Source organism: Duncaniella dubosii (assembly GCF_004803915.1).
In the GTDB taxonomy this organism is placed as follows: Bacteria; Bacteroidota; Bacteroidia; order Bacteroidales; family Muribaculaceae; genus Duncaniella; species Duncaniella dubosii.
On record NZ_CP039396.1, the window covers coordinates 770,096 to 792,219 of the forward strand.

The following is a 22,124-nucleotide window of genomic DNA, read 5'->3' on the forward strand; positions in this document are numbered from 1 at the left end:
AGAAATGTCATCGTTTTTCAGACAATCTCTATTCTTTAGATTCAGGTTTTTTGAATAGGTAGCTCTTCAAATAAGTTTTTCAGAGCTACCCGGATTATTATCTGTAGCCGTACTGGTTGACATACTTGCCCTGAGAGCGGGTGATGACCGAACGCGGATACGGGAGGATGTAGCGCACAGCGGGAAGCTCATCGGCCGACGGGAAGACCGAGGGGTCGGGAGCTCCGACATAGTTTCCGTTGTCGTTGATAAGGATGCTGCCGCTCTTTGAATCGCAATAGATGTAGCCTCGCAGAGAATAGCAGAAATGAGCTGTCGGGCGTGAGGTGTTCTCGTCAAACCAGTTCATATAGTCGGCACGTGCGACCTGCTGGTCTTTTCCATCAACCTTTATCTTGATTTTTTCATCACCCGATTCAGGAAGACGGTAGGGGTTGACTATGTAGACCACTCTCACATTGGGAGATGCCTGAGGGAACTTGTCGAAAGAATAGTAATTATCGTTAGGAGCATTGTTGACATAGTAAAGCGAGTTCATCCATTTGGTGTCATAGACGCTTCCGTTACCGAAGTCATACTCACCCACAGGGCTGTCATAACCGCTGCCACGGTCGGCGGCCGCATAGTAGCGGAAGAAAGTCCAGTAGAGCTGTTCGCCGAGCATATTGTTGCGTACAAGGTCGCGCCAGCGCATGTTCTCGCCTGCAAATTCAAACTTGCGTTCGTCGAGGACGGCCTTGAGGAATGCTTCCTTGTTCATCTCGCCGGTGTAGGCCACCTTGGCTGAATTTCCGGGGAACGCACGCTGTCTCACCTGTTCGTAGCGTTCGATCGCTTTCTGTGTCGGACGGCCGTTGATCTCATTTTCCGCCTCAGCCGACATCAGGAGAACATCAGCATAACGCATGTAGGGGAAATTGAAACCTGTGTTGCCTTCGGTAGCTGATCCGAGACCGTTCTTATTCCATAGTTTCGACCATTTTCCATTGTAGTTAGTGCGTCCGTTGTTGAGCTGGGCCTCGCCCTGATTGTTGTAGCCGAACAGCTGGTTCACGAAGTCACGGCGAACGTCGTCCTCATCGAAGAGGTAGCGGTAGAGAGCATTGAGCTGCGCCGAGCTGGAAGCCTTTCCCCAAGCATGGTTTGTCACACCGCTCTGGTTGTCCATCTTCGGACCGTGGATATAGCCTATGTTGCCCGAAGAGAGAGTTCCGAAAGGTATTTCCCAGATAATGTCGTCGCCGGGAGTGTAGTCATAGTTACAGTTTCCGACAAACACTTCATGGTATTGCTTAGACAGAGAGTGGGAGGTACGCTGCACGACCGAGTCGCAATACTCGGCAGCCGTTGCATAGAAGTCCTTGTAGTTGTCGGGGCGCTTCATCGTGCCGAACTCGCCGCCTTCGGGGCGGAGGGAATAGCCTCCGGCCGTCATGGCCAGACGGGCTATCATAGCCCAAGCCATGTCCTTGGAGATGCGCTGCGGCCCGTCGGAAAAGGACTGGGCGGTTGAAAGCTGCATCTTCGAGGCTATGCCCTTGAGGTCTTCGATAAGGTCAGAAAGAATCTCGGTGCGGTCGCCGACATCATAGATTTTCGAAGGGCTCTTGTAGGACGGCAACAGCGAATAGGGCACATCGCCGAAATACCACACAAGGTCATGATAGAATATCGAGCGGAGCACTTTAACCTCTCCGAGCATCTGCATGAGTTCGGAATCCTCCTCGTCGTAGATGTCGGCGTTCTCGATGCCGTCAATGAGCATGTTGGCACGTTCGATGCCGGTATAGAGAGCGTCCCACGCTTTCTTGATATCGCCTCCGTCAGGGTCGCACTCATAGCGCTGGTAGGCTGAAGAAGAGGCAAATTCGCTGTCAAGAATCTTGAATTCGACATCGGTGTTGAATGAAAGCTTCTCGATGAAATTCTGTCCGTAGGTGTCGTTTGTCAGCATTGCCGCATAGACACCGTTGAGGGCATTGCGCATCTCCTTCTTGTCAGAGAACACATATTCCGGCGGATTCTTTGACGGGGCGTCCACATCAAGATAGTCCGAACAGGAAGCAAGCGCCACTGCTGAAAGACCGGTCAAAAATATATTGCGTAATTTCATTTTTTCTTTTGTCTAAAAAGAGGTATTATCGATTTTTGTGTTTAGAAAGTGACATTCAGACCGAACACATAGCTGCGGCTACGGGGATAGCGGTTGAAGTCGAAAGAAGGAGTGAGACCGCTCTGCACGTCGACTTCAGGGTCATAGCCGGTGTAGCCGGTGAGGATGAAGGGGTTGGTGACAGAGGCATAGAAGCGGAGCTTCGACATGCCGGCCTTTGTTATGAGATTCAGCGGCAGGTTATAGCCGAGGGTGATGTCGGTACAGCGGAGGAACGATCCGTCTTCTACGAAATAGCTCATGGTCACGTCCTTGTTGAGATCCATAGGATTCCAGCGGGTCTGGCCTTCGTTCATTTCGACATAGCGGTCATAAGCGCCCTGCATCCAAGTGTTGCCATAGAGACATTCAGAGCCTTCGGCATAACGCCAGCGGTTTGTGAATGAGCTGAGCACGTTCTTGAAGCTGTTCTTGTTGTCGATCGACGACGAGAGGTAGTAGGCAGTGGCATTGTAGACATCGAAATCAAGGAAATAAGTGAAGTTTGCGTTGAAATCGAAGTTCTTCCACTGGCCTGAGAGACCGAAACCGCCCTGAAGCTTTGGAGTAGTGCGTCCGATGACGGTGCGGTCATGGTCATCAATCACTCCGTCACCGTTGAGGTCTTTGAACTTGGGCTTGCCGGGAAGCGTGGGAGCACCTGACTGTGAGTTGTCGAAGATGTTGTCCATGCTGACAGTGCCGGGTTTGGGATAGTAGGTAGCCTTGGGCACATCGTAGTCAAACTCATCGGTCGAGTAGAGACCGTCGTAGACGAATCCGTAGAGCAGACCTACTTCACCGCCGACTTCGAGACGATAGTTGTAGCCGCCGTCATCAGAACGGGAGTGGGTTTCGTAGAGATATTTGTTGTCGCCTGTCAGTTTGTCGACGACCATCTTGTTTGCGCCAAGGTTGAAGTTAGCCGATAGCGAGTAGTCCTTGCCACGGAGAATGTCACCGCTGATTGCGATTTCAAAACCACGGTTTGTCACCTGTCCGATGTTCCGGAACTGCTGGGTGTAACCTACAGTCGAAAGGATGTCGGCCTTATAGATGAGGTCGGAGGTGGTGTTCCAGTAGTATTCGGGAGTGATGCGGAGACGTCCGTTGAAGAGGGCGATATCCAACGCAAGGTTGCGTGTGAGGGTTGTCTCCCACTTCAGGTCAGGATTGGAAGGTATTTGTCAGGACCATACCAGAGGAGTCCGTCGTTAGCGCCGCCGGTCTCTCCGAAAGCAGGGCCGCCGGAGGTGTTGGTCTTGTAGAGGTAGCGCCACATATCGGCATCAATGTTATTGTTGCCGGCCTTACCGACGGCAGCACGGAGCTTGAGTTCGGTGAGCCAAGTGAAATCTTTCATGAAGTCCTCGCTTGAGAGCACCCATGCACCTGAAACCGAGGGGAAGTAGCCCCACTGGTGGCCGGGAGCGAACATCGACGAACCGTCGGCACGGAATGTGGCCGAGAAGAGATACTTGTGGTCATAGTTGTAGTTGAGCTGACCGAAGTATGAAGTTGTGCGGTTGGGAGTCCCGAGTTCGGAAGTCGACTGATAGGGTGAGCCGAGTCCCATGTTGTTGAGCGCTTTGTCGGCCGAGATATTATCAGGGAAATAGCGGTTTTTCTGATAGGTCGATTCCGACTGGCGGTGGTAGAGCTCGAAACCTGCAAGGGCATAGAAATTGTGTTTGTCCTTTATGTCCCAGTCATAGGAAGCGGTCGTGGTCCAAGTATAGGAATTTGTCTGTTCCTTCTCGATCGAGGCCACGGGATTCGAGTTATGCTTCTTGCCTTCGGAAGTGTGACGGCCCCAGAAACGCTTGTCGTCACGGAAACGGATGGTGTAGACACCTTCGGTGCGGAGGGTCAGACCGTCGAGTGGTTTCCATTCGAGTGACGCCTGATTTGCGATAGTGTAGCTGTGGCGCTTGCGGACATTGGTGCGGATATCGCTCACAGGGTTGGTGTATTCGAAGATTTTCTCCTGATCGGGGTCGATTGTCTCGGCCGGCCACCATGCGCCGTCGCGTTCGCGGATACCGTTGGTCGGGCGATAACGGAGTACGTCAATGATACCGCCTGTTCCCACGTTGTCGCCACCTGCGCCCTCGTCACGTCGGTAAGACATCTTGGGGTTGTATTGCAAGGTGAGGTTAGGAAGGAGTTTGGTCTGAAGTTTGGTGAGGATGTTTGTACGGCGCACGCCTGTGTTCATGATTATACCTTCGTCGTCAGACTGAGTTATCGAGACGTTGTAGCGGGTCTTGTCGTTTCCGCCGCCGATCGACACGTTTGCGGTATATGAGAAGGAATTGTTGCCCATGACCTCGTCCTGCCAGTCGTGGGTGCGGGCCTGACGGTAGAGATCCATGTCCTGCGGATTACCGAAGTTGTAACGGAACAGACGGGTCTGGGTGTTACGGGTCGAGTGGCCTGTAGCATAGTCCCACTGATAGTTTACAAAGTCATATGAATCCATCAGGTCGAGCTTCTTTGAAATGTGGCTGACCGAACCCTGAGCGTTGAACGACACCTGAGTCTTGCCTTCCTGAGCCGATTTTGTGGTCACGATAACTACACCGTTACCACCCTTCGCGCCATAGATGGCTGTGAGCGAGGCATCCTTCAGGATGTCGATCGACTGTATGTCGGACGGAGGGATATCATTGATGTTATCGGTCTGAAAGCCGTCGACGATGTAGAGAGGGTCGTTTGACTGTGTTACGGATGTCGCACCGCGCACGCGGATGTTGATATCAGCGCCCGGCTGACCGTCGACTGTGGTGACCTGCACACCTGCCACCTTACCCTGAAGGGCTACTGCGGCCGATGTCACGGGGACGGCGGCAAGCTTTGTGCCTGAAACCGATCCGACCGATCCGGTTAGGTCGCGGCGGGCGCGGGTGCCGCCATAACCGATAACCACAACTTCGTCAAGGGCCTCGGAATCTTCAGTCAGGACAACATTGATTGTCGACTGGCCGTTGACAGCGATTTTCTCGGTCTTATAACCGATGTAGGATACTACGAGAGTAGCCTTGGGAGCAACATTTTTGAGGGTAAAATTACCATCGAGATCTGTCACGACCACATTTTTAGTGCCGTCAATCTGAACGGTAGCCCCAATCATGGGTTCTTCGGTGCTGTCGGTCACCGTACCGGTGACGGTGAGCTCCTGAGCGTCGGCATTAAATCCCACACAGAGCACCAACAGGAGAAGCATTGTTTTCCATTGCGTGGCAAAGGAGAGGTTAAGCAGCCTTTGACTACGACTTACGATTAAGTCTTTCATGCTGTGTTTCAATAATAATAAATTAAGATTTCGTTCATGCAATTTTTGAATAGTGTCAGAAAATATGTTTCTTTACGTTGATTGGCAATGAGGAGTGTGGAGAGGTCTTTTCCATTCAAAATTTCGGTCGCCACGACATAGCTCCGCATACAACAAGCCAGACTACGCGAGCCAGCTATAATCGAACGGAGAATGGAGGAAGCTAAAAAAATTACAGATTGGAACAGAATGTGCTTTCAAATAACGATAAAGGAGTCAGCAAGAATTTACCGAAAAACATTGTAATCATCTTTTCCCATCCATGATTTCTGTCGGGACGCCCCACTCATCGACACGGACTGACACCGCACGACACAAAGAGGCCGGAATCCAAGGCACGACTGAAAGGGGCGCATGGTTGAAAAATCAGAATTTCCAATAATAATTACGAAATGTGCATTTTTCTATAATCAGAGTTGATGCTTTCGGTGTGTTTTTTCGTTTGTGAATGTAAAGTTAACCCTTTATTTTTCATCATGCAAATTTTTCCCTCCAATTTAGTATATTTTAATGGCTTATGTCATTTTTACTTAATTTTATATTAAAGTCTGCGAAATGAGTGCCCTGCATTTTCCCACGTCATAAACACCTATCTTAAACTATATAGGGACACGGCTCAAAACTGTTAACATTAAATAATTATTATGCAAGCGGTTTGTAGATTTGGTGACGTAGTGTTAATTTTGCACTCTGCAACCCAAATATTTAAAATTCAAACCCCAATCATTATACAATTAACAACAGAACCATGAAGAAAATCCTATCAGTAGTGGCAGGCTTGTGTATCGGCTTCTCGGGCATAGCCCAGACAGCTCTCTCCGCCACCCCGGGTGCGGCCAAAGACTGCTGCGAAAAAGTATGTGACAAAAAGGACGGGTGCAAAAAGAAATGCACTGAATCTAAAAAATGTAATAAAAACTCCGGCAAAAGTCTTGACGCAAAAGAAGCATGGGCGACTCTCTATCCACAGATAGAAAAATCAATCCAGGCTCCGACGTTCCGCGACAAGGATTACAAGATTTTTGATTACGGCAAAAAGTCCAAGACCAAAGGATTCCTCTACACCGAGCTTATAAACAAGGTGATTGACCTCTGCTCAAGCGAAGGCGGCGGCCGTGTCATCATCCCTAAGGGAACTTGGCTTACCGGTCCTATCACCCTCAAAAGCAATGTCAATCTCCACCTTGAAGAAGGGGCGACACTGCTGTTTTCCGACGATCCGAGCCAGTATCCCATCGTGAAGACCCGCTGGGAAGGAATGGACTGCTATAACTATCAGCCTATGATCTATGCCTATCAGCAGGAAAATATCGCTCTCACCGGCAAAGGTACTGTCGACGGTGGCGCTTCAAATGAAAACTGGTGGCAGATGAGCGGCAAACGCGGTTATGTCGAAGGCCCTGTCACCCAGAAAATCGGCCGTCCGCTGCTCCAGATATGGAACGAGGAAGGTGTTCCCGTCGAAAAACGAATCCTCGGCGACGGCTACGGCATGCGTCCGCAGCTTGTCAATCCGGTTGAATGCAAAAACGTGCTTATCGAAGACGTGACGCTTCTGCGCTCCGCTTTCTGGGTTATCCATCCCCTGCTCTGCGAAAATCTCACCGTCAAGGGCGTACACATCCAGAACGATGGTCCTAACGGCGACGGCTGCGACCCTGAATCATGTAAGAATGTACTTATCGAAGGTTGCTACTTCGACACCGGCGACGACTGCATCGCAATCAAGAGCGGACGTAACCGCGACGGACGTGAACAGGCAATCCCGTCGGAAAACATCATTGTCCGCAACTGCAAGATGAAAAACGGACATGGCGGCATCGTGGTCGGAAGTGAAATCTCAGGCGGATTCAAAAACCTTTTCCTTGAAGACTGCGTGATGGACAGCCCCGAGCTTGACCGTGTGGTACGCATCAAGACCAATGCCTGCCGCGGAGGCGTCATCGAGGACATCTATGTACGCAACGTAGAGGTCGGCCAGTGCAAGGAATCAGTGCTTAAGATCAACCTTGTCTACGAGCCCAACGAGGACTGCGACCGCAGCTATCCTCCGACTGTGAAAAATGTATGGCTCGACAATATCACATGCAAAAAGAGCAAATATGGTGTGATGATTGAAGGCTTCAAGGAAATCTGCAACATTGACAATATCAACGTCGACAACTGCCACTTCGACGGCGTGACATCCGATGGAAATTCCATCACAGGTATGACCAAAAATGTCAGATTCAACAATCTCTACATCAACGGAAAGCTGGTGAAATAACCTGCCCGGAATCACCATAGTCCGAAATCCGAACAGAAAAGTCCGTGACGGCTGCAAACAACAGCCAGCACGGACTTTTTATTTTTGTCGCCTCTTCATCCACACATACGGAAGAAAAGCGGAATATACTCCTAAAACTTTTGCATTCAGTCAAAATATGTCGTACATTTGCCTATACACCTAAAAATCATAAAAACCATGAAATATTTATCTTCGTTTCCCTTTTTATTATGTCCAATTACACTATTGTCTGCGATAAGTTCTAATATTGAAGACGGAAATTCTATCAACCCGGTAGTTTCTATCTTAAATATGCGTAGTACAACCTCACAAGATATTATTGATGTTGACACATTATCCGATGGAAAACTTTTATGGAAATATGATTCTAACGAATTTGTATCAGGAGACGATACAAAAGGTTGGCTTGTGACCCTACCAGATTCACTGCGTTACATTCAGGACGGGAACAGCTATAATTTATGCCTAAAAAACGATACTATTTGCTGGACTGGTATAGAGAATAGGCAGACTCGAATTTTTTTCAATCCTCCTATTCCATTATTTACATCCATCCCGGACAATGTCAAATTTATGACACGAAAGGACCATCTACTTGAACACTTTGGAAACTGGAGAAATAAGACCGAAGGCCCACTACTAAACCGACAAATAAAATAATATTTAATTATCAAAATAACACAAAAAAACATGGAATCAAAGTACGAAGAAATTAGGAATTTAATGTTTAAGCTATCTCATTTAGGTGTGTGGAATTTCTCTGAAGATGGTGGATTCTTTATTGGGAAAGCCCCCCATCGCGGGATAAGAGCCTGGCAGAATAAAATCTATCCAAAGATTTCGATGACGGAGATTGAAATTATGGAGAATGAAATGCACCGTCAAATAGCGCCATCATATATCCGATTTCTTACTTCATTCTCTAATGGGCTTGATATATTTAATGACACACTCGGACTCTACGGATATCGCTACAGTTTCAGACGGGATGAAACACATAATCAGCAACCATATAACTTAGTCTGGTTAAACCGATTTCAGAGACCATTGAACATAACCGTTGACATGTTTTTCATTGGAGAATATAACTGGGACCATTCTTTTCTATATGTGACTCCTGACCAGAAGGTACATTTCTGTCACAGGGAGGATGCCACAAGTCTTTTTACATGGGATTCTATTGAAGATATGCTTCTGAGCGAAATTAAGAGAATCTACACCCTTTTGATGACAGAGGTGTGGCGATTGACCCGAAACATCCAACTACCCCTATAATATAAAGTCGACAGTTCCCACACAATAACACATAAGCCGACAACAGCCTAAAAGCCATTTGTCAAGGCTATCCCTCCCACAGCCCCGCAGGATACAGTAAGAAATACTTCTCACCATCCTGCGGGGATTCTTAGTTGATATAATTTAATTAGCATATTTTTAGCATACATTTCAGACTAAGCGTTAATTATTTTAAAAGTTTGTTGAATTTCGACAGAAAATCATTAACTTTGGAAGAAAATTTGCGCACTTAAATCTATAACTTTCAAAAACTTACCTTAAACGGCTAATTTACTATCATTTAGTAATATCCGCAAAGAGAGCGGAAACAATGCCGTCCACACAGGTTATAGTTATTTTTTTACACCTCATGAATCTAAGTAAACGTATCACATTCCTTACCATAGCGGCTGCGGCCTCTCTGGGAGCATTTGCCGATGGAAAGTCCTACACTTCTCAGATATGGTCGCCAGACCTCGGCAACGGCCAGTACAAAAACCCGATTATCGATGCCGACTACTCCGATCCGGACGTGGTCCGTGTCGGCGATGACTACTACATGACCGCATCAAGCTTCTGCGACATACCCGGTCTGCCCATCCTGCACTCAAAGGACCTTGTCAACTGGACAATCATCGGCCATGCCATAGCCGAGATGCCGGAATATGCACAGGCCGCACCCGACCCCAGCCACGGCAACCATGTCTGGGCGCCCGCAATCCGCTATCACAATGGAGAATTCTACATCTATTACGGCGATCCCGACCTCGGCATCTTCATGACAAAGACCAAGAATCCGGCAGGGCCGTGGGAACCGCTCGTCCATGTCCACAAGGCTAAGGGCATCATCGACACATGCCCCTTCTGGGATGAGGACGGCAAGGCATACATAGCCCACGGATATGCAGGCAGCCGCGCCGGAGTCAAGAGCATCCTCGGAATGATTGAAATGACTCCCGACGGAACTTCGACAATCGGTCAGGACCGCGTCATCTATGACGGCCACATCGAAAACGAGACCATCGAAGGTGCGAAAATGTATAAAGTCGGAGACTGGTACTACATCTTCTCGCCCGCAGGCGGTGTCGCAACAGGATGGCAGGAAGTTCTGAGATCAAAAAGTCCTTGGGGACCTTACGAGGTGCGCAACGTGATGGATCAGGGCAAATCAAGCGTCAACGGACCTCATCAGGGCGCATGGATCGACACTCCCGACGGCAAGGAACACTGGTTTATCCACTTCCAAGACAAAGGCCCTTGGGGACGTGTAGTCCACCTCCAGCCAATGGAATGGCGCGAAGACGGCTGGCCTGTGATCGGCGTCGACCCTGACGGCGACGGACGCGGCGAACCCGTCATGAAATATCGCAAACCGAATGTCGGAAAGACATATCCCGCGGTCAATCCTGTCGAAAACGACGAATTTGACGGCACTACATTAGGTCTACAGTGGCAGTGGAAAGGAAATCCCAGCGCCCTCTGGTATTTCTGCGAAGCCAACACGTCGAAACTCCGTCTGTTCTCACACAAGACAAGCGACAGCCCTCGCCTCTATGACGCTGCCAACCTCCTTCTTCAGAAATTCCCCGGTGAAAACTTCACCGCAACAGCCAAAGTACAGTTCTGTCCGCGCAAGCGCAACGGAAAAGTCGAGGCCGGCGAACGCGCAGGTATAGCTGTGATGGGATATAACTACGGCGCGCTCGCCCTCGAAAGCCGTGCCGACGGTATCTATCTCACCGAAGTCGGTGCGAAAAGTGCCAACAAGGGCACTAAGGAGAATGAAATCGAAGCCGTGAAACTCGACGGAGGCGACAAGGAAATGTATCTCCGTGTCCAGATCAAACGGACAGGTGTCAAGAACCCGACATCGAAAGACGACTACAAGGGAGAGGCAATCTTCTCGTACAGCTTCGACGGCAAGAAATTCACAACCTTCGGACAGCCCATCAGCCTTACAAGCGGCCACTGGATCGGCTCAAAGGTCGGTCTGTTCTGCGTCCGCAACTGGGAAAGCAATGACAGCGGCTGGCTCGATGTCGACTGGTTCCGTATAACCAAATAAAACAGACCGGCACACAGCCCGGTCACACAAAATGAACGCAATGAAAATAAAGCTCATAACACTTCTTATCATGCTTCTTCCGGCAGCAATGGGACTCAAGGTCTCCGCTGCCGAATACAAGCATGATATCTATGTCAACCAAGACGGTTCGGGCGACTACACAACAATCACCGAAGCCCTCGAAGGAATCCGTGCCTATATGGACTATACGGTTACCGTCCACATCGCCAACGGCACATATAAAGAAAAAATAATCATTCCCTCTTGGCTTAAAAATGTAAGCTTCATCGGTGAAGACCCGGAAAAGACCGTCATAACCTTCGACCATCACGCAAACATCGACAAGATGGGCACATTCCGCACCTATACCGTGAGAGTCGATGCCAACGACGTGCTTTTCAAAAACCTGACAATCGAAAACAACGCCCCACAGCTCGGACAGGCCGTTGCTCTCCACACCGAAGGCGACAAGATACGTTTTGTCAACTGCCGTTTCCTTGGAAATCAGGACACGATTTTCACCGGAGGCAAAAACGCGCGCCTCTATTTTGCCGACTGCTACATCGAAGGGACAACCGACTTCATCTTCGGTCCGGCGACAGCCTATTTCAAGAACTGCGACATTTTCAGCAAGCGTGATTCCTATATCACAGCCGCCTCGACTCCCGGCGATGTCAGATTCGGCTACATATTCGACAGCTGCAAGCTCCGCGCTGCCGACAATGTGAAGAAAGTCTACCTCGGCCGTCCGTGGCGACCCTACGCCCACACGGTGTTCATCAACTGCGAGATGGGCTCGCACATCCGTCCCGAAGGCTGGCACAACTGGAACAACGCCGACAACGAACGCACAGCCCGCTACGGCGAATATGGCTCACACGGCCCTGGCGCAGCGCAGTCAGGACGTGTCGGCTGGGCGATGAATATCACCGATGCTGACGCAGCCGCCTACCGCAGTCTTACAGAAGTATTCTCTGTAACCTCCGGCTGGAATCCAACAAAATGACAAAACAATGACATCAATTCTCTCCTTTCTTCTTAATCTGACAACAACTAATCAAATCACAATACTTATTAATCATGAAAGCTCTAAACAAACTCACCGCTCCCAAAGCAGTGGCCCCCGAAAGAATCATCCAATTCGGCGAAGGCAACTTCCTCCGCGCATTTGTTGACTGGATCATCAAGAACATGAACGACAAGACCGACTTCAACTCATCGGTTGTAGTAGTTCAGGGTACACCCGACGCATTCGTCACCCAGCTGCTTGAGGGACAGGACTGCCTCTATCACGTAAATCTTCAGGGCCGTCTTGACGGTGAGGTGGTAAACTCACTCACCCGCATCGATGTGATCAGCCGCGCACTCAGCCCGTTCACTCAGTTCGATGCCTTCCTCGCGCTCGCCGATCAGCCCGAAATGCGCTTCGTTATCTCAAACACAACCGAAGCAGGTATCGCATTCGACCCCGAATGCAAGCTGTCTGACCGCCCCGCAGCTTCTTATCCCGGCAAGCTCACACAGCTTCTCTACCGTCGATTCAAGACTTTCAACGGTGCAGCCGACAAGGGCTTCATCATCATGCCCTGCGAGCTTATCTTCGAAAACGGCCATCACCTCAAGGAAATCATCTTCAAATACATCGACCTCTGGAAAGAGGAACTCGGCTCTGACTACGAGGCATTCAAGAGCTGGTTCAGCGAAAGCTGCTACGTATGCGCCACACTCGTTGACCGCATCGTTCCGGGCTTCCCCGCAAGGACATCAACGAAATTCAGGAAAAACTCGGCTACAGAGACAACCTCGTCGTTCAGGGCGAAGCATTCCACCTCTGGGTCATCGAACGCGCGTCAAACATCTCGATCGAGCAGCTCCGCGCCGAATTCCCCGCTGAAAAGGCAGGCCTTCAGGTTCTCATCACTGACTCTGAAGCTCCTTACCACGAACGTAAGGTCACCCTTCTCAACGGTCCTCACACCGTCCTTTCACCTGTCGCATTCCTCAGCGGCGTGAACATCGTGCGCGATGCCTGCAACCACCCCGTCATCGGCAAATATATCAACAAGGTGCAGTTCGACGAACTCATGCAGACCCTCAACCTCCCGATGGAAGAGCTTCAGAAGTTCGGCGCTGACGTGCTTGAGCGCTTCAATAACCCCTACGTCGACCATCAGGTGACTTCAATCATGCTCAACTCATTCCCGAAATACCAGACCCGCGACCTCCCCGGCCTCAAGACTTATCTCGAACGCAAGGGCGAACTTCCCAAAGGTCTCGTGCTCGGCCTCGCAGCCCTCATCACCTACTACAAGGGCGGCAAGCGTGAAGACGGCACTGAAATCGTTCCGAAGGACGACCAGAAGATCATGGATCTCCTCACCGAACTCTGGGCTACAGGCGACACCCGCAAGGTGGCTGAAGGCGTACTCGCTGCCAAGGATCTCATCTGGGGCGAAGAACACGGCGATCTCAACAACATCCCCGGTCTCACCGACCTCGTCACCGAATACCTCAACTCCATTCAGGAAAAGGGTATGCTCGAAACTGTCAAAGAAGTAGTTGAAGCTTAATCTCAGCCCGGATGAAGGACTTTCTTAAAATCAATCTCGCCGACAACGTCGCAGTCGCAATCAGCCCGCTCTCGGCAGGCACGACTGTCAACGTCGACGGTGACGACATAACACTTGTGGCCGACATTCCTGCCGGCCACAAGTTCGCCCTTTGCAAAATCGCCGAGGGTGAAAACGTGATCAAATACGGTTTCCCTATCGGCCATGCACGCCACGCAGTGAAAAAGGGCGCGTTCCTTGACCACAACGACATCAAGACAAATCTTGAAGGTCAGCTCGACTATTCAGACATCTCTATCGACAACCCGTCGCCCGAAGCCCCCGGCGCTGCCCTCAAGGGAGCGGAAGCCACATTCATGGGCTACGAGCGTCCCGACGGTCAGGTCGGCATCCGCAACGAAATCTGGGTAATCCCCACCGTAGGCTGTGTCAACGGCATCGCAAAGCAGATTGTCGACCGTCTCAACGCCGAGACTAAGGCTGAAGGCGTGGACGGCATCTTCGCTTTCCCACACAACTACGGCTGTTCACAGCTCGGCGACGACCACGAGAACACCAAAAAGATTCTCCGCGACATGGTGCTCCACCCCAATGCGGGCGGAATCCTCGTCATCGGTCTCGGCTGCGAAAACAACCAGCCTAAGGTCTTTGAGGAATTCTGTGGCGACTATGACCGCAACCGTGTCAAATTCATGGTGTGTCAGGAAGTCGAGGGCGACGAAGTTGAAGCCGGCCTCGAAATCCTCCGCAGCCTCTACGAGCAGGCCCGCACCTTCGAGCGCACACAGCAGCCCGCGTCAAAACTCCGCATCGGCCTCAAGTGTGGCGGCTCTGACGGATTCTCGGGCATAACCGCCAACCCGCTCCTCGGAGAATTCTCCGACTGGCTCTGCGAACAGCAGGGTGGAACTACCGTGCTCACCGAAGTGCCCGAAATGTTCGGCGCCGAGACAATCCTCATGCGCCGCTGCGCCGACGACAAGCTTCTCGGCGAAACCGTCTCGCTCATCAACAACTTCAAGGAATACTTCCTCAGCCACGGAGAGCCCGTCGGCGAAAACCCCTCGCCCGGCAACAAGGCGGGAGGTATCTCCACTCTTGAAGAAAAAGCCCTCGGCTGCACCCAGAAGTCGGGCAAGAGCCCTGTATTCGGTGTGATGGAATACGGCGAACGCATCCACAACCACGGACTCAACCTCCTCTCCGCCCCCGGCAACGACCTCGTGGCTTCGACCGCGCTCGCTGCAGCAGGCTGCCAGATGGTGCTCTTCACAACAGGCCGTGGAACTCCATTCGGCACTTTCGTCCCCACGATGAAGGTTTCGACCAACTCCGGACTTGCCGCCCGCAAGCCGACATGGATCGACTTCAACGCCGGACGTCTCGCTGAGGACAGCACAATGGCTGATGTCCTCGCCGACTTCGTGGCCTACGTGCTCAAAGTAGCTTCAGGCGAACAGGTTAATTCCGAAAAGAGCGGCATCCACGAAATCTCGATTTTCAAAAACGGAGTCACACTCTGATTCCATTCCCCCTACGGTGGTTACAGCCTCCCCGGCGCTTCCCCGAAGCGCCATGAGAGCGGTAACCACCATAATCACATTTTTCTCTCAACCTCCCACTTCTAACCTCTTAAAACCAAAAACATCCACGCATGAAACCTTTCATGGACGAAAACTTCCTGCTGCAGACCGAAACCGCACAGAAGTTATATCACGAACACGCAGCTAAAATGCCCATCATCGACTACCACTGCCACCTCATCCCCAAGATGGTTGCCGATGACCACCGCTTCAAATCAATCACCGAAATCTGGCTCGGCGGCGACCACTACAAGTGGCGTGCAATGCGCTCAAACGGCGTAGACGAACGCTTCTGCACCGGAACTGACACCTCTGACTGGGAAAAATTCCAGAAGTGGGCCGAAACCGTTCCCTACACCTTCCGTAACCCCCTCTACCACTGGACTCACCTCGAACTCAAGACAGCTTTCGGCATCGACAAGCTTCTCAACCCCGAGACCGCCCGTGAAATCTTTGATGAATGTAACGACAAGCTCCTCAACGATCCCTCGATGACCGCACGCGGACTCATGCGCCGCTACAACGTGGAGACTGTCTGCACCACCGACGATCCCGTCGACTCGCTCGAATACCACAAGCAGGTGCGCGAAAGCGGATTTGAAATCAAGATGCTCCCAACATGGCGTCCCGACAAGGCTATGGCCGTTGAAGTACCCGCCGAATTCCGCGCATACGTCGAGAAGCTCGCTGAAGTTTCAGGCGTTGAAATCAACAAGTTCAACGACATGATCGACGCTCTCCAGAAGCGCCACGACTTCTTCGAGGAAATGGGCTGCCGTCTCTCTGACCACGGCATCGAGGAATTCTATGCCGAAGACTACACCGATGCCGAAATCGAAGCAATCTTCGACAAGGTTTACGGCGGCAAAGAGCTCACCAAGGAAGAAATCCTCAAGTTCAAGAGCGCCATGCTCGTCATCTTCGGCGAAATGGACTACGAATCAGGCTGGACACAGCAGTTCCACTACGGAGCTATCCGCAACAACAACACCAAGATGTTCAAGCTCCTCGGCCCTGACACCGGTTTCGACTCGATCGGCGAATTCACCACTGCCAAGGCATGTGCCAAATTCCTCGACACACTCAACACCCGTGGCAAGCTCACAAAGACCATCCTCTACAACCTCAACCCCTGTGCCAACGAAGTTATCGCAACCATGCTCGGCAACTTCCAGGACGGCACTGTGGCCGGAAAGATCCAATTCGGTTCAGGCTGGTGGTTCCTTGACCAGAAAGACGGTATGGAGAAGCAGATGAACGCCCTCTCACTCCTCGGTCTGCTCAGCCGCTTCGTCGGCATGCTCACCGACTCGCGCTCGTTCCTCTCATACCCCCGCCACGAATATTTCCGCCGCACTCTCTGCAACCTCGTCGGAAACGACGTTGAAAACGGTCTCATCCCCTACACAGGCTACGAAGAAAACCGAGTAAACCAGATGATCGAGGATATCTGCTACAACAACGCCAAGAACTATTTCAAATTCTAATCTATGGCATCAGCAGCAACCTCCCCCCTTGCAGCAGCAAACAAAAAGATGACCAACTTCCGCTGGACCATCTGCGCGCTGCTTTTCCTCGCGACCACAGTCAACTACATGGACCGTCAGGTGCTTTCGCTCACTTGGAAAGAGTTCATTTCTCCCGAGTTCCACTGGACCGACGCCAACTATGGTCTGATCACAGCCGTCTTCTCCATCGTCTATGCCGTGGCCAACCTTCTTGCCGGCCGCTTCATCGACTGGATGGGCACCAAGAAAGGCTACCTCTGGGCAATCGGCGTATGGTCGGCCGGCGCATGTCTCCATGCGGTCTGCGGTGTGGCTACTGAAGCCACGCTCGGCATCCACGACGCTGCCGGACTCGTCAAAGCCACCGGCGACGTTGCAATGACAATTGCTACCGTATCTGTCTACTTCTTCCTCGCCGCCCGCACCATCCTCGCTCTCGGTGAGGCCGGAAACTTCCCCGCAGCCATCAAGGTGACTGCCGAATACTTCCCCAAGCGTGACCGTGCCTACGCCACATCCATCTTCAATGCAGGATCGGCTGTCGGCGCCCTCATCGCACCCTTCACCATCGGCCCGCTCGCCAAATTCTTCCAGAGCATCGGCTGGGGCAACGGATGGGAAATGGCCTTCATAATCATCGGTGCTCTCGGCTTCGTCTGGATGGGATTCTGGGTAGTCCTCTACAAGAAACCCGCTGAAAATCCCCACGTCAACGCTGCCGAGCTTGCCTACATCGAGCAGGACAACGAGACTGCCGACGAAAGCGCAAAGCAGAAAGCCGAAGTCGAGGACAGCGAGACAGCCACAATCCCCTTCTGGAAGTGTTTCAAATACCCCCAGACATGGGCCGTGTTTGTCGGCAAGTTCATGACCGACGGTGTGTGGTGGTTCTTCCTCTTCTGGACACCCGCCTATATCACCGACGTGTTCAAGCTCTCGACTTCATCGGGCGAAGGCATGGTCATGATCTTCGTGCTCTACCTCATCACCATGCTCTCGATCTACGGCGGCAAGCTCCCGACCATATTCATTGACCGCGCCGCGCGCCGTGGAGTCAACATCGACCCCTACGCCGCTCGCATGCGCGCAATGCTTATCTTCGCAGTGTTCCCCCTCCTCGCACTTCTTGCACAGCCCCTCAGCTCCGCATCGCCTTGGCTTCCCATCATCATCATCGTATAGCCGGTGCGGCTCACCAGTCATGGAGCGCCAACATCTACTCTGTCGTGGGCGACATGTTCCCCAAATCGACCATCGCCACCATCATCGGTATCGGCGGTATGGCCGGTGGTCTCGGATCATTCCTCATCAACTACGGCAGCGGTATCCTCTTTGACTATGCCGCACAGACCAACATGTCATTCATGAGCTATGAAGGCAAACCCGCCGGATACTTCATCGTATTCTGCATCTGCGGTGTCGCTTATCTCGTAGGCTGGGCAATCATGAAGCTCCTCGTTCCCCGCTACAAAAAAATCGAAGTATAAGCCAATTTAAATAATTGTAAATAACATATTACGATTTACCCTAAAAAGGCAATGCCGAAATCCAAGGATTTCGGCATTGCCTTTTTGTTCATTTTGTACATTCTCATTAAATTCCATAGAAATCTAATTGCGACTGATATAAATTTTAATTATCTTTGCGACCACAACTGATAGAGTTCGGTTGTTTTTACATATTCATAACAAAAGCGTTTTTTGCTTTATCCTTTAATAGAAAATCGCCAAATTTTTATAGTCGAAGGATTAGCAGTCACAAAACGCTCATGCTTGCCTATATCCACCCCCGGCAAGGGGCAAGGTCGATATATCGGCATGGCGTGAGGGTGGACTGTTTATTTCGACTAAGGCGTTTGGCGATGCCTCTATTAAGATAAACAGCACGAAGTCCCTGCGCTTTTTGTATTTCTTAACCTTAATACGATTATTGTCATACAGAGGGGACACGATGGCAGCCTTATTTACACATGAGAACGTTTTACAGTATACGCAGTAAGTACAAGTGCAAGTGCATTTCACTCATATAGCAGAGTGATGTCAGTCAGATTCAATCGGGTTTAAATTCAATTTTTATCATACATGTCTGGATGTGACCGTAAATATGCGCATATCCAAATGACTTAATATCTGCGTAAAAAATGAAATTCAAATGTAACTCATGCCAACACATGTTCTGGCATGAAGCGGACAAAAATGAATGTTTCTGCCCTAAATGCGGCAATACAAGCACCCGTCATACAGAAGAAAAAGAAGAGGGACAAGGTGCTTTCTGCAACGAATGTGGAACAGAAATCCCCTCATGCTCCGCAACCTGTCCAATTTGCGGATGCCCAGTATCTTCCACTAAAATCCGGCATTGCCATGAATGTGGTGCTGAGATGACAGATTCCGTACATGTTTGTCCACAATGCGGATGCCCCGTGACACCTGCCGCCCCGCTACCGATCTCACCTCTACCTCCTGTATCCATTACGCAAACGGCATCTCCTATGGAGATTGAAGAGCAGGAATTGTCTCTTCCTCCAAGGAGCAAGGCTTTATACTGGTTTATCGGTGGTATTGTCGCGATTATGCTGGTTGGTTTCGGTTTATTTCATTCCGCAACCGACTTTTTCAAGGAGAAAATCTCAGCCTCGGAATCAGTCGCAGAAACTCCCCGACAAGTTGTAATTGACGGAACAAACCTGCGGCTGCGGTATGCTCCACATCCTAATGCTGAGACATACAAGCGGATTGACGGAACTAACTGGCATCCCCAAAAAGGAGAACGGTTCCCATATAAAGGAGAAACGGAGGACTTTTATAAAATTGATTATAACGGCATTGTGCTATACGTTTCCAAATTACACACCCACATAGACTAATCATTTAATTTATTAACACTAAATCTTTTACATTATGGCCCTTATCTATTGTTCCAATTGTGGAAAGCAGGTTTCAGACAAAGCCTCTACGTGCGTTCATTGCAGTGCAGCCCTGTCACCGGTACAACCGCAGATACAACCACAGATACAACCTCAAATTCAGCCTCAGACTGCCCAGCAACCATTCCAGCAGCACACAAATGCGACTCAACAGGCAGTTTACGTTAATGTTCCCACCAAGCAGTCCAACGGTATAGGCACTACCGGACTCGTTTTCTCCATTCTCGGAGTCTTCCTCGGATGGATACCTGTACTCGGATGGATTGTATGGTTTCTCGGTGTTCTTTTCAGTTTCATCGGTTTGTTCAAAAGTCCGCGTGGCACTGCTATCGCCGGTTTCATTATCTCATTCATATGGCTGATTGTTTTGATATTTGTAATCGGGTCTATCGCATCCCTTTCATCTTTTATTTAAACTTATAGTATGAGCTGTAAGTATTTGTGCATTTTTATATTTCTGATTATCGTGTGACATCTGTAAGCCCCACCGATGATTACGGATATTTCCAAAATGCACAGATACTTACTATTTTATCCCGACAAACAACTGCGCATTAAAATGAAATTCAAATGTAACTCATGTCAGCATGTGTTCGAGCATGAAGCGGACAAAAATGAATGTTTCTGTCCTAAATGCGGCAATATCAGCCGCCGGACAGAAGAAATAGAAGAGGAACAGTCTGCCGTGTGCAGTGAATGTGGAACAATAATTCCTTCAGATTCCACATCCTGCCCCGTTTGTGGCTGTCCCATATCTGCCACACAACACCGGCATTGCGATGAATGCGGTGCGGAGGTGTCTGATTCCGCACAGGTTTGTCCTCAATGCGGATGCCCCATTTCAGCTCCAATATCCTCACAGACATCTGGAATCCAGTACGTAGATGAGACCGGAATCTCCGAAGTCTCTGCGACTGACGTCCAGTCGCAGGACTCCTTCGATACCATTTCCGATAGCACGACTGAGCAGGATAAGCAAAAGAAATACTATTATATTATAGGAGGATCTGTCATCGCATTGGCTGTTTTAGGTGCTCTTATATGGTTCTTTACCAACCGTTCATCAGACGCTGATGACGACGGCGACAAACACATTGTAGTTGCCGAAAATCTTTTTTTCCGTTCATCACCATCTGCCATCACTGACAATAATCTGATTAACCGTCTTTCCTACGGAACCGAACTCAAACTGCTCGGTCGTGAAGGCGACTGGGCCGAGGTGGAAGTCGAAGGCGAACACGGTTATGTCGGCTGGCGCTACATCCTCCCCGATTCATCGTTCACACGTCTTAACCGGGCTTGGGACACGGCAAACATACGTGAGATCGTGGATCAGAACCGCTCGCGCCTCGCCGTGTTAGACTATATCAACAAACATTCACTCGAAACCGGCGCCCCCTACTGGCAGATTCACTACGCCAACGAAAAAGGCAAAATGCCAAACAATGTCGCATGGCCCGATCTGAAAACATGTGTGATAAATATCCGGAATTCGCCTTCATAATAGAAAACGATATGACACACGAGCGCCGCATGGCAATCTACTCTTTTAATCCGGACACAGAAGAACCAATGCTTATCTATGACCAGCCTGTAGAATACGAGGGTATGATTCAAGACATCAGCATTGACCGTAGAGGCAATATCCAAATCAGCTTTACAGGAAACAGGATTGGCGCCGTCGAAGAAACCAATTACGACGATTATGATCCCGGATGTGCAACACTGGAAGAATTGCAGGAAGAAGCCAATCGAGAAAGCGAGACAATACCGGAAGATATACAGGACTTGATTAAGACCTCAGAACTCCAGATAGTCTCAGAAGAGACCGAAGATGAAACCATCATGCCGCTCGTCGATCAAAGTAAGGTGTATCCCTCCGCCGAAGTTGCCCCCCAGTTTCCCGGAGGCGAAGCTGCGATGATGCGCTGGATAAGCGAACACTTGAAATATCCACTTATGGCGCAAGAAAATAATATCCAAGGCCGTGTTATTGTTGGTTTCACAGTGACAAAGACCGGAAAACCCGAAGATTTCAGAATCATCCGAGGAAAAGACCAAGACCTTGACAAGGAAGCACTTCGTGTTGTAAAGACTCTTCCTGACTTCATTCCCGGAAAAATCAAGGGTATCCCTGTTGATGTCACATATACCATTCCAATCACATTTCGCCTGTCATCTATGTAATCATTCATGAAACAGAGCATCTCAATCGGGTTCTAAAAGGGCTGTTCAAAATCTAAAAATTTTGGTTATTAAAATTCGATACCCTGACCTAAATCAGCATGTGTAAATCAAGAGGTCATAAAACACAATAACCCCTCTTGCACGAATTAGTCGGACACCGATTAATCAATCTTCATAACTCCCTATGTTATCGGCTATTTAAGCCATCGGCATAGGGTTTTGTTTTTATTGTACAAC

At 50.1% G+C, this 22,124-nt stretch carries 13 protein-coding genes and 3 pseudogenes; 14 read left to right on the forward strand and 2 right to left on the reverse strand.

Going from position 1 to position 22,124, the window contains the following annotated elements; translation table 11 throughout:
• Nucleotides 1-97 precede the first annotated feature (97 nt).
• Both E7747_RS03385 and E7747_RS03390 read right to left on the reverse strand, forming a co-directional pair.
• Nucleotides 98-2,113, reverse strand: coding sequence for a RagB/SusD family nutrient uptake outer membrane protein (locus tag E7747_RS03385; protein ID WP_136414114.1), 2,016 nt, complete (start codon nt 2,111-2,113; stop codon nt 98-100).
• A gap of 41 nt (nt 2,114-2,154) precedes the next feature.
• Nucleotides 2,155-5,378 (reverse strand): annotated as a pseudogene (locus tag E7747_RS03390) (SusC/RagA family TonB-linked outer membrane protein).
• 856 nt (nt 5,379-6,234) lie between these two features.
• Between E7747_RS03390 and E7747_RS03395 the strand changes: the two are divergent.
• From E7747_RS03395 to E7747_RS03460, 14 genes and pseudogenes are all read left to right on the forward strand, one after another.
• Nucleotides 6,235-7,752, forward strand: coding sequence for a glycoside hydrolase family 28 protein (locus E7747_RS03395; protein WP_136414116.1), 1,518 nt, complete (start codon nt 6,235-6,237; stop codon nt 7,750-7,752).
• 198 nt (nt 7,753-7,950) lie between these two features.
• Nucleotides 7,951-8,433, forward strand: a complete 483-nt coding sequence (locus tag E7747_RS03400; RefSeq protein ID WP_136414118.1) for a hypothetical protein — start codon at nt 7,951-7,953, stop codon at nt 8,431-8,433.
• 30 nt (nt 8,434-8,463) lie between these two features.
• Nucleotides 8,464-9,048, forward strand: a complete 585-nt coding sequence (locus tag E7747_RS03405; protein WP_136414120.1) for an SMI1/KNR4 family protein — start codon at nt 8,464-8,466, stop codon at nt 9,046-9,048.
• A 370-nt stretch (nt 9,049-9,418) separates the two neighbouring features.
• A complete protein-coding gene (locus E7747_RS03410; RefSeq protein WP_136414122.1) occupies nt 9,419-11,113 on the forward strand; it encodes a glycoside hydrolase family 43 protein in 1,695 nt (564 codons plus the stop codon).
• A 31-nt stretch (nt 11,114-11,144) separates the two neighbouring features.
• The gene (locus E7747_RS03415) at nt 11,145-12,119 is read left to right on the forward strand and encodes a pectinesterase family protein (protein WP_168185211.1); all 975 of its coding nucleotides are present in this window, start codon (nt 11,145-11,147) and stop codon (nt 12,117-12,119) included.
• A gap of 74 nt (nt 12,120-12,193) precedes the next feature.
• Nucleotides 12,194-13,683, forward strand: a pseudogene (locus E7747_RS03420) (tagaturonate reductase).
• An 11-nt stretch (nt 13,684-13,694) separates the two neighbouring features.
• Nucleotides 13,695-15,206: a UxaA family hydrolase gene (locus E7747_RS03425; protein ID WP_136414126.1), complete on the forward strand. Its 1,512-nt coding sequence runs from the start codon at nt 13,695-13,697 to the stop codon at nt 15,204-15,206.
• A 131-nt stretch (nt 15,207-15,337) separates the two neighbouring features.
• Nucleotides 15,338-16,753, forward strand: a complete 1,416-nt coding sequence (gene uxaC, locus E7747_RS03430; RefSeq protein WP_123614048.1) for a glucuronate isomerase — start codon at nt 15,338-15,340, stop codon at nt 16,751-16,753.
• A gap of 3 nt (nt 16,754-16,756) precedes the next feature.
• Nucleotides 16,757-18,261 (forward strand): annotated as a pseudogene (locus E7747_RS03435) (MFS transporter).
• A gap of 693 nt (nt 18,262-18,954) precedes the next feature.
• Entirely contained in the window at nt 18,955-19,158 is a 204-nt protein-coding gene (locus E7747_RS03440) for a hypothetical protein (RefSeq protein ID WP_123614046.1), read from the forward strand.
• Nucleotides 19,159-19,265: 107 nt separating this feature from the next.
• Nucleotides 19,266-19,640, forward strand: a complete 375-nt coding sequence (locus tag E7747_RS03445; protein ID WP_123614045.1) for a hypothetical protein — start codon at nt 19,266-19,268, stop codon at nt 19,638-19,640.
• A gap of 34 nt (nt 19,641-19,674) precedes the next feature.
• On the forward strand, nt 19,675-20,115 hold the full coding sequence (locus tag E7747_RS03450; protein WP_228449237.1) for a zinc ribbon domain-containing protein: 441 nt from the start codon (nt 19,675-19,677) through the stop codon (nt 20,113-20,115).
• 144 nt (nt 20,116-20,259) lie between these two features.
• On the forward strand, nt 20,260-21,204 hold the full coding sequence (locus E7747_RS03455; protein WP_168185212.1) for a double zinc ribbon domain-containing protein: 945 nt from the start codon (nt 20,260-20,262) through the stop codon (nt 21,202-21,204).
• An 11-nt stretch (nt 21,205-21,215) separates the two neighbouring features.
• Nucleotides 21,216-21,887 carry an energy transducer TonB gene (locus E7747_RS03460; RefSeq protein WP_168185213.1) on the forward strand — a complete coding sequence of 224 codons (672 nt, stop codon included), beginning with the start codon at nt 21,216-21,218 and terminating at the stop codon, nt 21,885-21,887.
• The last annotated feature ends 237 nt before the right edge of the window (nt 21,888-22,124 follow it).

Excerpts from the sequence above, each read along its gene's own strand:
- E7747_RS03385 (WP_136414114.1), bottom strand. The coding sequence starts at position 2,113 with ATGAAATTACGCAATATATTTTTGACCGGTCTTTCAGCAGTGGCGCTT.
- E7747_RS03425 (WP_136414126.1), top strand. The coding sequence starts at position 13,695 with ATGAAGGACTTTCTTAAAATCAATCTCGCCGACAACGTCGCAGTCGCA.
- E7747_RS03450 (WP_228449237.1), top strand. The coding sequence starts at position 19,675 with ATGGCCCTTATCTATTGTTCCAATTGTGGAAAGCAGGTTTCAGACAAA.
- E7747_RS03415 (WP_168185211.1), top strand. The coding sequence starts at position 11,145 with ATGAACGCAATGAAAATAAAGCTCATAACACTTCTTATCATGCTTCTT.
- E7747_RS03400 (WP_136414118.1), top strand. The coding sequence starts at position 7,951 with ATGAAATATTTATCTTCGTTTCCCTTTTTATTATGTCCAATTACACTA.
- E7747_RS03460 (WP_168185213.1), top strand. The coding sequence starts at position 21,216 with ATGACACACGAGCGCCGCATGGCAATCTACTCTTTTAATCCGGACACA.
- E7747_RS03440 (WP_123614046.1), top strand. The coding sequence starts at position 18,955 with ATGAAGCGGACAAAAATGAATGTTTCTGCCCTAAATGCGGCAATACAA.
- E7747_RS03445 (WP_123614045.1), top strand. The coding sequence starts at position 19,266 with ATGGAGATTGAAGAGCAGGAATTGTCTCTTCCTCCAAGGAGCAAGGCT.
- E7747_RS03395 (WP_136414116.1), top strand. The coding sequence starts at position 6,235 with ATGAAGAAAATCCTATCAGTAGTGGCAGGCTTGTGTATCGGCTTCTCG.
- E7747_RS03405 (WP_136414120.1), top strand. The coding sequence starts at position 8,464 with ATGGAATCAAAGTACGAAGAAATTAGGAATTTAATGTTTAAGCTATCT.
- E7747_RS03410 (WP_136414122.1), top strand. The coding sequence starts at position 9,419 with ATGAATCTAAGTAAACGTATCACATTCCTTACCATAGCGGCTGCGGCC.
- uxaC (WP_123614048.1), top strand. The coding sequence starts at position 15,338 with ATGAAACCTTTCATGGACGAAAACTTCCTGCTGCAGACCGAAACCGCA.
- E7747_RS03455 (WP_168185212.1), top strand. The coding sequence starts at position 20,260 with ATGAAATTCAAATGTAACTCATGTCAGCATGTGTTCGAGCATGAAGCG.